Source organism: Undibacterium sp. Ren11W, from assembly GCF_049340485.1.
Classification (GTDB): domain Bacteria; phylum Pseudomonadota; class Gammaproteobacteria; order Burkholderiales; family Burkholderiaceae_D; genus Undibacterium.
On record NZ_JBMPPB010000001.1, the window covers coordinates 1 to 12250 of the forward strand.

At 53.2% G+C, this 12250-nt stretch carries 9 protein-coding genes and 1 rRNA gene; 5 read left to right on the forward strand and 5 right to left on the reverse strand.

Annotated elements, in window-relative coordinates:
- Positions 1-103: ribosomal RNA gene (rrf, locus tag ACO0K8_RS00005) — 5S ribosomal RNA — on the forward strand; the annotation flags it as partial.
- Positions 104-781: 678 nt separating this feature from the next.
- Here the strand turns inward: rrf and ACO0K8_RS00010 are convergent.
- Genes ACO0K8_RS00010 through ACO0K8_RS00025 form a run of 4 tightly spaced genes read right to left on the reverse strand, consistent with a single transcriptional unit; the run spans position 782 to position 6869 of the window.
- The gene (locus ACO0K8_RS00010) at positions 782-2131 is read right to left on the reverse strand and encodes a TolC family protein (protein ID WP_422944579.1); all 1350 of its coding nucleotides are present in this window, start codon (positions 2129-2131) and stop codon (positions 782-784) included.
- Positions 2128-2472, reverse strand: coding sequence for a DUF3240 family protein (locus ACO0K8_RS00015; protein ID WP_422944580.1), 345 nt, complete (start codon positions 2470-2472; stop codon positions 2128-2130). The genes ACO0K8_RS00010 and ACO0K8_RS00015 overlap by 4 nt, the downstream gene beginning before the upstream one ends.
- Entirely contained in the window at positions 2473-5592 is a 3120-nt protein-coding gene (locus ACO0K8_RS00020; RefSeq protein ID WP_422944581.1) for an efflux RND transporter permease subunit, read from the reverse strand.
- On the reverse strand, positions 5592-6869 hold the full coding sequence (locus tag ACO0K8_RS00025; RefSeq protein ID WP_422944582.1) for an efflux RND transporter periplasmic adaptor subunit: 1278 nt from the start codon (positions 6867-6869) through the stop codon (positions 5592-5594). Before ACO0K8_RS00025 ends, ACO0K8_RS00020 begins: the two co-directional genes overlap by 1 nt.
- Before the next feature lie 107 nt (positions 6870-6976).
- On the opposite strand from ACO0K8_RS00025, the gene ACO0K8_RS00030 reads away from it, so the two are divergent.
- Positions 6977-7687 carry a response regulator gene (locus ACO0K8_RS00030; RefSeq protein ID WP_422944583.1) on the forward strand — a complete coding sequence of 237 codons (711 nt, stop codon included), beginning with the start codon at positions 6977-6979 and terminating at the stop codon, positions 7685-7687.
- A 46-nt stretch (positions 7688-7733) separates the two neighbouring features.
- A complete protein-coding gene (locus tag ACO0K8_RS00035) occupies positions 7734-9122 on the forward strand; it encodes an ATP-binding protein (protein ID WP_422944584.1) in 1389 nt (462 codons plus the stop codon).
- A 63-nt stretch (positions 9123-9185) separates the two neighbouring features.
- Here the strand turns inward: ACO0K8_RS00035 and ACO0K8_RS00040 are convergent, their stop codons facing one another.
- Positions 9186-10106: a LysR family transcriptional regulator gene (locus ACO0K8_RS00040; protein WP_422944585.1), complete on the reverse strand. Its 921-nt coding sequence runs from the start codon at positions 10104-10106 to the stop codon at positions 9186-9188.
- 164 nt (positions 10107-10270) lie between these two features.
- Between ACO0K8_RS00040 and ACO0K8_RS00045 the strand changes: the two genes are divergently transcribed.
- Positions 10271-11413 carry a YeiH family protein gene (locus ACO0K8_RS00045; protein ID WP_422944586.1) on the forward strand — a complete coding sequence of 381 codons (1143 nt, stop codon included), beginning with the start codon at positions 10271-10273 and terminating at the stop codon, positions 11411-11413.
- 219 nt (positions 11414-11632) lie between these two features.
- Positions 11633-12250: a PEP-CTERM sorting domain-containing protein gene (locus tag ACO0K8_RS00050; RefSeq protein WP_422944587.1), complete on the forward strand. Its 618-nt coding sequence runs from the start codon at positions 11633-11635 to the stop codon at positions 12248-12250.

Consider the following 12250-nt stretch of genomic DNA (forward strand, 5'->3'; position numbering starts at 1 on the left):
ATAGCAAGTCGGTACCACCCCTTCCCATCCCGAACAGGACCGTGAAACGACTCCGCGCCAATGATAGTGCTGCAACCAGTGTGAAAGTAGGTCATCGTCAGGCTTTTATTAGAAAACCCCTCAACAGTTTCCTGTTGAGGGGTTTTTGCTTTGCAGGTCCAAATTTCAATCCGATTCCCCTTGACTTGCCTCCCATATACTCGGCTTTCGCACCTCACTTGCTCAGCCGACTACCTACCGGGTTGCACCGCACCTGCACAGCCATTGCAAAGATGCTCCTGCCCTGTATCTTTACAATACGCACGTTGTCCATGCGCAATTGACCTGTTTCAATTTAATTTTAGGGGAGTATGTGAGAACGAAGCACGCTGACGATATCATGGGGCCAAGATCTTTCGCACTTTAAGTGCTGGGCCTAAGCAATACTGCAAGTAGAGAAGAGATCCGACGACGGAGTGAAAATGAATCGGGATTGCCCCGATTCATTTCGTCAGCTTGCGTGTGATGATGTGATACTACCTACCAGTATATTTGTACCGCGCGCTATTCGTATGCGCAACAGGCATGCTTTTGAAAATTTTTTGGGGAGTATATAAAAATATTGTAGTAACTGAGTTTGTCTGCAAGATAATTCATCCTAAAATTACACATCCACATGCCGGTCGCACCACGGCTCTTACTGCAATTCATTTAATTGTTTTTGCCATCGAATCTGGATGCGAATCGTAAAGCTCATCAATGTTGCGATGAACCTTACGAGAGTGTTGGAATCACTAATTTCTTATCGATTTTCTGCAACTTGATCAATCGACCAGATCAGATGCGCGTCTAGTAGCAGGCGGGCCAGCGCGGCCAGTGCATCTATCTGTGCCGATTCGCTTGCCAGCGTGGCGTCCAGCGCTTGCCTTCTGGTTGCCAGTGCTTCGCTTAAGCTGGCTTCGCCCAATTTATAGGCGCTCATCATCTTGCTTGCCTGGGTCAGGCTTTGTTGCTGTATCTGCTGCATGGTTTGCCAGATGGCATGGCTGCGTTTGCTGTCGGTGATGACCCTTTGTGCTGCTGAGTACACTTTCAGCCTGGCCTGAGTCACTCTTTCCGCAGCCATTCTGGCTTTCAGGCTGGCATTGCTTGCTTCGGCGCTGCGTGCGCCGCCCGGTAAGGGGATGGAAATGCTGATGCCTAGCATGCGCGTCTGGCCGCCATTCTGCGTTTGCTCCCGGCTGCTCAGCACGCCTACGGTCGGGTCTGGCATTTTGTCGCTGGCGATTCTGCCCGCTTGCAGGTTAAACAGATCGGCTTCGGCTTGCGCCAACTCCAGTTCGTGGTTGTCGTCCATAATCTTGTCTTGCCAGAAGCTGGCTGATTCCGTCAGTGTCGCCGGCACCGGCAATTGTTCTAGGCGAGGTTGCGGCAGGCCCGGATAATTGGTTTCCAGCATCTGACGAATTTGCTCTTCCCTTAACTGCGCTTGCTGCAATAGGATGCTGACACGTCTGGTTTCGGTATCTGCCATCAACAATTCCAGTTGTGCGGCGTCGCCGGCCTTCACCCGTTTTTCTGCGATGCCGCGCAATTGCTCGGCCAGCGTCAGTTGCTCACCAAGTCTGCGTATGCCGGCGCTTTCACGCAGACTATCAAACCAGTCTTTCATGAGGCTGCGGCTGGCTTCATGCCACAGGTCGGCTTGAGCGGCATGGGCCAGTTCTATGCCTTTGTCTCCTATGGCCAGGTCCTTGGCCGCCTTGCCAAACCAGCGCACCGGCCTTTCTAGTGTCAGCTCTTGCTCATTGAAACGCTCGCCATTCTGCTCGCTACGTCGTTTGGCGGTTGCCCGTAGCGTCCATTCGTATTGCCCGGCTTGCAGCCGTGTTTTGCCGGAATTTGCCAGCTCTATGCCAAGTGCGCCGGAGCGCAATTGCGGTAGATTTTCCAGGGTCTTGCGCACCGCCTGTTCAGGGGGGAGTGCGGAGAGCGCATGCACCAGATCGGCGTTATACGGCATCGCCTTGACCGCATGATGCGCGGTATTTGGCACAGTTGCTTGTGACACTGTTTGCGCGATGGTTGCCGTAGCCGTCGCTGCAGCGCTGAGTGTCGTCAGCAGCAAGAAGAAAGCGCGAGCTGATTTCATTGTAGTCTCCCGAATGCCGAAACGGCGGTGATCCAATAGGCGACATCGTGATTGCGAATTTCCTGCCCTAGCGCTTGCAGCAGTAGCTGCAATTCCGTGTCTCGTCCGACAATGAAGACCAACTTGCGTTTGCAGCGCCCCTGGACTTTCTCCATGGTCGAGAGCAGGGAAGCTCCGTGCCCCATGCCTTGCGCATCGATGATAGAAAAACCGTTGGCCCACTGCGGGTGTAGCATCAGGAAATCAAGTATCTCTTCTTCCAGCGTGACCGGAATCGCCAGTGTCAGCATGGCGTCGTATTTTGTGCTCGCTGTTGTGGTTGTTACGTTAGTCGTTATCATTTAGCTTTCCTCATATTCAGTATTGGTTTCCGGAACGCCAAAGCGCTGGAATAAAATCGGTAGCAGGATCAGGGTCAGCAAGGTCGCAGTCACCAATCCGCCTATCACCACGATCGCCAACGGACGTTGGATTTCCGAACCAGGGCCAGTGGCCATCAATAAGGGAATCAAGCCGAAGCCAGTGATACAGGCGGTCATCATGACCGGCCGGAAGCGTCGCAACGCACCTTCCGAGACCACTTCGGCTAATGGCGTGCCGCGTGCCACCAATTGGTTAAAGTAGGTAATCATCACTAGTCCGTTCAATACCGCGATCCCCATCAGGGCGATGAACCCTACCGAGGCCGGTACCGATAAATACTCGCCGGTGACGGCTAGCGCCACCACACCACCCAATAGCGCAAAGGGAATATTGACGAATACCAGGAGGGATTGGCGTACGCTGCCCAGCGTGGTAAATAGCAGCAGGAAGATCAGTGCCAGCGCAATCGGTACCACCAGCGCCAGACGTGCCGCGGCGCGTTGCTGGTTCTCGAACTGGCCACCCCAGGACATGCGATAGCCGGCCGGTAGTTTGATTTGTTGCGCGACCTTGCCCTTGGCTTCATCGACAAAACCAACCAGATCACGACCGCGTACATTCGCCCTGACCACTACCAGACGCGAGGAGTTTTCACGCTCAACCTTGACCGGACCATCGACTGTGCGCAAGCTGGCTAACTGGCTCAAGGGAATCGAGGCACCATCGCTGACTGGCAGTTGCAGTTGACTGAACAACTCTACCGACATCTGTAGCTGGTCACTGCCGCGTATCAGTAATGGCAGACGTCGGCCTTGTTCGATGACGACTCCGGCACTACGGCCTTCGACCAGCGTGCGCAGCTCGTTTTGTATCTGCTCTACGCTAAACCCGAGGCGACCGGCAGCTTCGCGGTTGATGTCGACCTGTAGGTATTGCACACCTTCATTCTTGACCGTGAGTACATCCTCGTTGCCGGAGATGCCGCCCACCAGTTTGACGACTTGTTCGGCCAAGCTTGCCAGCACTTGCGTATCCGGGCCGTAGATTTTGATCGCCAGGTCGCCGCGTACCCCGGACAACATTTCCGAAGTGCGCATTTCTATCGGCTGGGTGAAGCTGAAATTCATCCCGGGGAATTGTGCGGTGACGCTGCGCAGGGAATCGATTAAGGCTTCCTTGTCTTTGCTGCGCCATTCCGCCCGCGGTTTCAAGACCAGAAAGGTGTCGGTTTCATTGAGTCCCATAGGATCTAGCCCCAGCTCGTCAGAACCGGCACGCGCCACGATGCTGCTGACATCTGGCACTTGTTCCAGGATGCGCTGTTGTACCGCCATATCGAGTTTGGCCGATTCCTGCAGATTGACGGACGGCAGTTTTTCTATCTGCATGATGATGTCGCCTTCATCCAGGGTAGGCATGAAGGATTTTCCTATGAATGGAAACAGCGCCGCCGTGACCACTAAGGCCGCTACGGAAGCGAGCATGACTTTTTTGGCGTTTTTCAATGCCATCGTCAATAAGCTTAAATACATCGCTTCTAGTTTGCGCACCAGCCAGGGGGCCGGGCCATGGGCTTCTTTCAGGAAAAACGAGGACAGTACCGGTATCACGGTCAATGACAGTATCAACGAGGCGGCCAACGCAAAAATGATGGTCAACGCAACCGGCGAAAACAGTTTTCCCTCCAGTCCTTGCAAGGACAGTAGCGGCAAGAACACGATCATGATGACGATCATGCCTGCCGTCACTGGCACAGCCACTTCACGCACGGCACGGTAAATTACATGCAGACGCGGCAGGCTAGGGCGTACCGCAGTACCAGCATTGTCGGTACTTACCGGGGTCTGGGCATGACTGCTGTGCGCTTCGATGTTTTCGACTACCACCACGGCGGCATCGACCAGCATGCCTATCGCAATTGCCAGACCACCGAGTGACATCAGGTTGGCGGTGAGCCCGAAAGCCTGCATCAGTAAAAAGGTACCTAAGGCTGACAATGGCAGTATGCAAGCCACGACCAGCGCCGAGCGTATATTGCCCAGAAATAGATACAGCAGTATCACCACCAGTATCGTCGCTTCCGCCAGCGCCTTAGTGACGGTCGCTACGGCGCGTTCTACCAGATTGCCGCGGTCATAGAAGGTCTTGATGGTGGTGCCTTGCGGCAGGGTTTTTTCCAGATCGACTAAGCGTGCGCGAATTTGATTCACCACTTTTTGCGCGTTGGCGCCACGCATTGCCAGTACCAGGCCCTCGACCGCTTCGTTTTTACCGTCTTTGGTGACGCTACCGTAGCGCGTCATCTGACCTATACGCACTGTCGCCACTTCGCCTATCTTGACTGAGTAGCCGTCACGGCTCTGGATCGCAATGGCGCGCACATCATCGAGACTGTGGATGCTGCCGTCACTGCGTATCAACAGCGACTCTTCGCCGGAAGCCAGACGTCCGGCGCCGTCGTTGCGATTATTCGCTTCCAGTGCGGCCAGCAATTGGCTTAGCGAGATTTTGCGTGCTGACAGCGCAGCCATATCAGGCACGACTTCAAAACTCTTGACCATGCCACCGAGCGAATTGACATCGGCCACGCCGGCAATATTGCGCAATTGCGGGCGTATTGTCCATTCCAGCAAACTGCGTTTTTCCATCAGCGATAACGGGCCTTCGATGGTGAACATAAAGATTTCGCCGAGCGGGGTGGTAATCGGGGCTAAGCCACCGCTGACCGAGGCCGGTAGATCTTTCATGATATTGCTAAGGCGCTCACTGACCTGCTGACGAGCCCAGAACACATCGGTGCCATCCTGGAAATCGAGCGTGATGTCGGCAATCGCGTATTTCGATTGCGAACGCAAAATCACTTGCTTGGGGATGCCCAATAGCTCTTGCTCGATAGGCGCGACGATGCGTGCCTCGACTTCTTCCGGCGTCATGCCGGGCGCTTTTAAAATGATCTTGACCTGAGTGCTGGAGACGTCAGGGAAGGCATCAATCGGTAAATTTTTGAAAGCATCTATCCCGGCACCTATCATCAGCACCGTGACGACTAGCAGCAATAGGCGCTGTGCCAGCGAGAACGCAATGAGGCGAGCTAGCATTATTTCGCTCCGTTTGGTGTGGCAGGTGTGCTAGCTGCCGGCACTGGCGCGTCCTCTGCACCCAAACCTATCCAGGCACCTTTGATGGCGATGATGCCTTTGACGGCAACTGCATCACCGGCTTTGAGTTTGCCGCTGACCCAGGTTTTATCTGCACTGCCGGGTATTACTTGTACCTTCACCGCTTCAAAGCCTGGCCCGTTACGCACAAATACATACGAGTTGGCACCGTTGCGCACGATGGCCGCGGCCGGCACACCCAAGCTGTCGGGATTGCGCTGGGTGGAACTGTGGCTGGCCTCGATAAACTGATTGAGCTTGAGGCAAGCATCCTGGCCGCTGGCCCGTGCACGTATCAGGGTGCTTTGGTTGCTGCCAATGATCTGTGGAGAAATCGCAATCACTTTGGCGTTGGCGGCATTCGCTTTGCAGCCCTTGATCTGCAATTGGTCGCCCAGACGGATTTGCTCAGCTTGCTGACGGGAGGCCTGAAACTCTATCCAGAGCTCGGTGTCTCTGGCGATCGTGGCCAGTGGCATGCCCGCTTCTACATGCTGACCATTGGCCAGCTTGAGTTCGAGCACGGTACCGCGCACCCCGGCATTGACACTGAGGTAAGGCGACAGTGCATGAGTGCTGAGGATGCTGCGCAATTGCGCTGCGCTCATACCTGCGGCGCGTAAGGCTTGATGGCGCTCACTGGCAGCAACCGCAGCCAGAGTGGCGGCGGCACGGCTTTCTTGTAACCGGCTCAGTGCGATGATGTCATCCTTGAACAAGGCTTCGTCACGTTCCTGTTTTTCTTTGGCGAGTCGCGCCTGAGTCGATAATTGCAGGTAGTCGCGCTGTATTTCAAGCAGTTGTTGACTAAATAATGTCGCCACTATGGTCGCTGGTTGCACCGCTTGTAGCGAGCTAATAGGTACGCTCTGAACCACGCCGCTAACCGTGCTGCTCACCACACTGATGGCATTGGTCGGTGCCACCACGGTGCCCGATAGTTGTTGGCCGACATTGGCATTAGAGCCAGTTGTGTTGATGGCGCTGTCGCTTGCCAATGGGGCTTGAGCAAGCTCCGTAACGATGCCGGCACGCGCGATTTGCTCCTTGCTGAGCTTGATTTGTGTCGTCGCTGTGGCATCGGCCATGCCGCTTGTCGACATCGCCAATAGTCCTGTGATGAATGGCATACTTGCTAGCGCATGAAACACCTTTGGTGCCAGCGAGGAAAATAGCGGGGGGATTTTTGCCTGAAGCGGGGTCGTAATCTGAGTCATAAAAGTTTGCAGGAGTAAGGAATGGCGCTATCTTGCAGGGGGTAACTTAAGAACTTCTTAACAAGTGCCGGATAAAATGCCTACCATCAACAAAGTAAGGAAAATTCATGCGCATACTATTGGTCGAAGATGACCCGCAACTCGGACGCGCCACTCAGATAGGCTTAGATCAGAGCGGCTATGCAGTGGACTGGGTGCAATCGGCTGAGGCGGCCCTGACCGCGCAGCGTCTGCATCAATATGCTTGCATCTTGCTTGATCTTGGCTTGCCCGGTGAGGATGGCATGCTGGCGTTGGCGAAATTGCGCAGGGCCGGGTTTGCCGATGCGATCTTGATCGTCACTGCGCGTGATCAGGTTACTGACCGTATCGCCGGCCTCGATGCCGGTGCGGATGATTTCATCATCAAACCGTTTGACCTTGATGAATTGGCGGCCCGTATACGCTCGGCTAGTCGGCGCGCGTCCGGCCGCACCCAGGAGCTGATCTGTCACGGTGAGATACAAATCAATGTTGCTGAGCGTCAGGTGTGGCGGGGTCAGGAGACTGTCGCCCTGACCAGTAAAGAGTTCGGTATTTTGCTGATGTTGATCGAGCACGTGGGCCAAGTGTTGACCAGGGAGCAGCTCGAAGAGGCCCTGTATGGCTGGGGCGAAGAAGTGGAAAGCAATGCGATACAGGTACACGTGCATCATCTGCGCAAAAAACTCGGCAAGGGTTTTATCCGCACCATTCACGCAGTGGGCTATGTGATCGATAAAAGTAGTGATAAAAATAGCGAAAACTGCTTAGAAAAGAACATGGATAAGCCATACTAAGATGATGCCACTACCGGTAAAAATACTAGAAACAAGGAGTTTGGCGATGGATTTACGGTTGCAGCCATGGTCCTTACGTCGTACCTTGCTAGCGATTTTGTTGACATTGACAATCTCTGTGTGGGGAGTGAGCGCTGTTATCGTGTATCTCGATGCAGATCAGGAAAGCCAGGAACTGTTTGATCAGTCCCTGTCAGAGACCGCCCATCTATTGCTAGCCTTGGCTGGACATGAAGTCGAGGAACGTATGGCGATTGACGGCTCATCGACCCTGGTCGAATCTAGTCATGAAACACATATTCAGTATCTGTTGTTCCAGATTTGGGATGCCGAGAAACGGCTGCGCTACAAAAATCGCGGCGCGCCAGATCAGCCTTTTGCCACCGATAACAGTACCGGCTTTGGCTATGCCACGGTGAATGGCCAGCGTTGGCGTATCTACACCACCTGGAACGCTGAGCACCGCCTGCAAATCCAAGTCGGGGAACCTAGTGCGCACAGAAAGGAAATAAGCGGGCGCTTCGCCTTTAAATTATTGTTTTTCGCATTGCTGATTATTCCTTTGCTGGCTGGAGCCATTTGGTGGGCAGTAAACCGGGTCTTCCAAGTTTTGCAAGTGTCCGCCAATCAGGTCGCCCAGCGCACTCCCAACGATTTGCAATTAGTCAGTTTGGCAGGAGTGCCGGCGGAGGTTCGGCCACTATTGCAGGCAATTAACCGCCTGTTTGAACGGGTCAGCAATACACTCGAGCATGAGCAGCGCTTTACCGCAGACGCCGCGCACGAACTGCGTACTCCGCTGGCCGCTATCAAGACCAATTTGCAAGTGATACAACGCGCCCGCAACGAGGGCGAACGTGCCGAGGCGATAGAGGGACTGGGTGCCAGTGTGGATCGCGCCACCAGACTGGTCGAGCAACTTATGACGCTGGCTCGCTTAGATCCTCAAACGAATAAAGAGCAGGCGCAGAACCAGCAATGGCAGTCACTCGACATGGCCCAGCTGTTGACGGCGCAATTGCCGATCTGGCGTCTACAGGCAGAAAAATCACAGCTTATTTTTTCGGTAGATCTACAAGCTGCCATCTGTGCGCTGAATCAGGATAGCTTCCTGATCTTATTGCGCAATCTTCTAGATAATGCTTTTCGGTATACGCCGGCAGGCGGCGAAGTGCGTTTGTCGTGTCGTATCGAGGAGGGACTAGCCTGTTTGACGATTGCTGATAGCGGGGTTGGCATTGCGCCAGCGATGCGAGAGCGGGTGTTCGACCGGTTTGTGCGCTTGGCCGCTGCCAGCAAGCCCGGTAGCGGCCTTGGTTTGTCTATCGTTAAACGTATTGTCGAAGCCCATCAGGCCAGCATCGTGTTTTCGGAAGGACTCAATGGCGCAGGATTGACGGTGGAAATTCGTTTCCCAACTAGTTTGCCTGTGTAGATTTATCCGCCAGAAACTCGCTACTTTAGGTGCTTGATCACGGTGCTGTCTGACGATCGGGTTTTAGTGCCAGTCGCGGCAAAACTGCATAAAATGCGTCAGCCGCGCCGATAGTATTTTGTGCTTACTGCGCACCAGATAGAAGTGTCGTTGTAGCGGGGGCAGTGCGGTATTTAGTTCAATCAGACTGCCCAGCGCGAGCATGTCGGCCACTACCACGCGTGACAAACAAGCCAAACCAAGTCCCGCGGCGGCGGCATGTTTGATTGCCTCAGAATTACTTAATTCTGCTGCACAGTGCAGCGTATGCAGGTGCGGTAGCAAGGCATGCTCTACCGCTACGCGGGTACCGGAGCCAGCTTCTCGCAATAGCCAGCCAGATGCACTTAAGGCGGGTAAGCTGATATTGGAGGTATTTTTTTGCTGACTTTTACTTTTGTTGCTAGCTGCTAGCAAAGCATGCTGAGGCGCGCAGACTACGATCAATTCATCCTTAATCCACGGCTCTACCAGCAAGTCAGGCTCCTCACAGGGGCCTTCGATGAAGCCTATGTCGGCCGCAAAATTTGCCACTGCAGTGGCAACATCGCTGGTGTTGGCGATCAGCACGCGTGGATTTGCCTGAGGTGCCTGTACTGAAAAACCGGCAAGTAATTGTGGTAGATGATAAATGCCTATCGTGGTACTGGCCGCTAGCCGCAGCTTGATCGCCAGCCCAGCATCGGCACCGGAGAATTGCTGCTCTATGCCAGCGGCAGCATCTAAAACCTGCCGTGCCTGTGGCAATAGCAGGCGACCATTATCGTTAATGATCAGGCGCTTGCCGACCCGGTCGAAGAGTTGTGTGCTCAACAGATGCTCTAGTTCATTTAAGGCGGCGCTGGTTGCCGATTGCGATAAGGCCACCACCCCTGCTGCCGCGGCGGTACTGCCGTGATCACACACGGCGAGAAATATCTGTAATTGTCTGAGGCTTAGTCGCATTTGCCTGTTCTTTGATTTGGATTTGATGGCGTACTTGCTACGCGTTAAAAAAATAATTAAGCTGAAATTTAGCTTAATTATACATAAACAAGTTGTTTTATTGTTTTGCCGGGAATGCGTAGACTGGCTGTATTCGGATCGATACCGCATTTAATAGGAAGATGATGTTTAGTTTAGTGAGTAAAAATCCCGCAGCAGCGCTTTCAAACCGATTCTTCGTGACCTCGTTTGTACGTCTATCTCAACCAGTACCCCCTTTATTGCCGATATTGCCGGGTTTGTTGTTGAGCGCCGCTCTCGGCTTGCTTTCCATCGCATTGGGACAGATCAGCTATCTGCAGCAGCATGGTCTAAGTGCGCTGACGATTGCTATACTTATAGGTAGTTTGCTTGGCAACACACTATTTTCGCAGATGACACAGAATTATGGTGCCGGTGTGAATTTCTCCAGACAAAAACTGCTGCGTCTGGCCATCGTTTTGTACGGCTTGCGACTGACGTTTCAGGACGTGGCTCAGGTCGGTATCGCTGGTGTGTTGATCGACTTCTTAATCCTCAGCTCCACCTTCGCTCTGGCTTTATTGTTGGGTCTGAAGCTATTTAAGCTTGATCGCGAAACGGTCATTCTAATCGGTGCCGGCAGCTCCATCTGTGGTGCCGCTGCAATCATGGCTTCGGAGCCTGTCTTGCAGGCGCGCTCGGAAAAAGTCGCTGTGGCAGTTGCCACGGTGGTCGTTTTTGGCAGTATCGCGATGTTCGTCTACCCTGTGCTATACAGTCTTAATCAGCAATGGCAGTGGCTGGCTTTTTCGGAACAGAGCTTTGGCGTTTATATAGGATCGAGTCTGCACGAGGTCGCGCAAGTCGTGGCGGCTGGGCGCGCCGTGAGTCAGGATGCGGCCAATACCGCGGTCATCGCCAAGATGGTCAGGGTCATGATGCTGGCACCTTTTTTGATATGGTTATCGATCTACCTGCTGCGCGATAAGCACGCTGGTGAAGACGTGAAACATCATCCCGCAGACGGGGCATTAAGTGGCATCAGCTTTCCTTGGTTTACTCTGGGATTTATGCTGGTAGTCGGGCTGAACTCGCTGACATGGCTGTCGCCAGCTATGGTGAATGTGCTCATCGATTTTGACACCTTGTTAATGGCGATGGCGATGGCTGCGTTAGGCTTGAGCACGCATGTTTCAGCGATCCGTCAGGCGGGTGTCAAGCCGCTGTTGTTGGGGGCATTTCTCTTGTTATGGTTGATGGTTGGCGGTGCGTTAATTAATCTAGGCGTGAGCGCGCTGCTGACGTAAACGCCTGCGACTACTTACGAGTATAGATTGAAGAAAATCGCAGGCCGATTTGCATCGTCAGTCTCGATATGTAAATTGCAAGTGTGGGTGTCGGAAAATTTTACACTTGCAGCGCTTCGTTATTCGAGAATTTCCGTAAGTGAATGATTTCAAAAAAGAATATTTTCCAGGCATAAATATTGCTGTGTAAGAAGCTAAGTTCAATTTACATCCTATATCATGAAAAACTTACTCGCCTCCTTAGTTCTGACTGTTGTCGGTATTACTTCTGCCAATGCAACCGTCCTGACCGCAACGACTAACGTTGATAATACGTTTAAATTATACGTTTCCACTAGCGACGCAACCTTAGGTAGCTTGATGGGCTCAGGAACCGACTGGCCAACAACCTATACGTCGAGCGCGACTCTGGTAGCAAATACCACGCAATATATCCATTTAGTGGCAACTAACCAAGGCGGCCCTGGCGGTTTCCTGGGTATGTTTAACTTGAGCGACAATGCCTTTGCATTCGACAATGCGACACAAACACTGCTGACCAATCCAACTGACTGGAAGCAAAATACCAGCGGTTTTGGTAATGCTAGTTTTGCTGCGGTAGGTGAAGGCAATAACGGCGTTGGACCATGGGGTACACGTCCTGGCTACGGTACAAATTCGCCAACCTGGATCTGGAACTATGTCAGCAACAATAGTAGTGATTTCCAAACGGTGTATTTCTCAGCCAGAATCAACGCCAGCAATAATAGCTCGCAAGTTCCAGAGCCAGCTTCATTGGTTTTGTTAGGTTTGGGTTTGGCCGGTTTGGCAGCGGCACGCAAGCGCGGCGCTAAATAA

Excerpts from the sequence above, each read along its gene's own strand:
- ACO0K8_RS00020 (WP_422944581.1), bottom strand. The coding sequence starts at position 5,592 with ATGCTAGCTCGCCTCATTGCGTTCTCGCTGGCACAGCGCCTATTGCTG.
- ACO0K8_RS00045 (WP_422944586.1), top strand. The coding sequence starts at position 10,271 with ATGTTTAGTTTAGTGAGTAAAAATCCCGCAGCAGCGCTTTCAAACCGA.
- ACO0K8_RS00015 (WP_422944580.1), bottom strand. The coding sequence starts at position 2,472 with ATGATAACGACTAACGTAACAACCACAACAGCGAGCACAAAATACGAC.
- ACO0K8_RS00010 (WP_422944579.1), bottom strand. The coding sequence starts at position 2,131 with ATGAAATCAGCTCGCGCTTTCTTCTTGCTGCTGACGACACTCAGCGCT.
- ACO0K8_RS00040 (WP_422944585.1), bottom strand. The coding sequence starts at position 10,106 with ATGCGACTAAGCCTCAGACAATTACAGATATTTCTCGCCGTGTGTGAT.
- ACO0K8_RS00030 (WP_422944583.1), top strand. The coding sequence starts at position 6,977 with ATGCGCATACTATTGGTCGAAGATGACCCGCAACTCGGACGCGCCACT.
- ACO0K8_RS00025 (WP_422944582.1), bottom strand. The coding sequence starts at position 6,869 with ATGACTCAGATTACGACCCCGCTTCAGGCAAAAATCCCCCCGCTATTT.
- ACO0K8_RS00050 (WP_422944587.1), top strand. The coding sequence starts at position 11,633 with ATGAAAAACTTACTCGCCTCCTTAGTTCTGACTGTTGTCGGTATTACT.
- ACO0K8_RS00035 (WP_422944584.1), top strand. The coding sequence starts at position 7,734 with ATGGATTTACGGTTGCAGCCATGGTCCTTACGTCGTACCTTGCTAGCG.